2 tRNA genes are annotated in these 386 nt (G+C 46.6%); both read right to left on the bottom strand.

The window, feature by feature from the left end:
* Positions 1-46: 46 nt before the first annotated feature.
* Positions 47-122, bottom strand: a tRNA-Gly gene (locus H4J59_RS00140).
* Positions 123-164: 42 nt separating this feature from the next.
* Positions 165-251, bottom strand: a tRNA-Leu gene (locus tag H4J59_RS00135).
* Positions 252-386 lie beyond the last annotated feature (135 nt).

Raw genomic sequence — 386 nt, 5'->3', positions numbered from 1 at the left:
ATAGTAGAGATTGGGACCCTACTTTGACCGTAATAACTGTCATATTTGGAGCGGCTGACGAGACTCGAACTCGTGACATTCACGTTGGCAACGTGATGCTCTACCAGCTGAGCTACAGCCGCTTCGAATTTTTTACAATACATCCAACTGATAATAATCAGTAATGGTACCCGAGGCCGGACTTGAACCGGCACACTCTTACAAGCGAGGGATTTTAAATCCCTTGTGTCTACCAATTCCACCACTCGGGCATCGAGAGTATTTTTTATAGTAGAGATTGGGACCCTACTTTGACCGTAATAACTGTCATATTTGGAGCGGCTGACGAGACTCGAACTCGTGACATTCACGTTGGCAACGTGATGCTCTACCAGCTGAGCTACAGC

This window comes from Colwellia sp. MB02u-10 (assembly GCF_014077185.1).
Taxonomy (GTDB): domain Bacteria; phylum Pseudomonadota; class Gammaproteobacteria; order Enterobacterales; family Alteromonadaceae; genus Cognaticolwellia.
The sequence above is the reverse complement of the archived record's forward strand: the minus strand, read 5'-3'. Positions and strand labels throughout refer to the sequence as shown.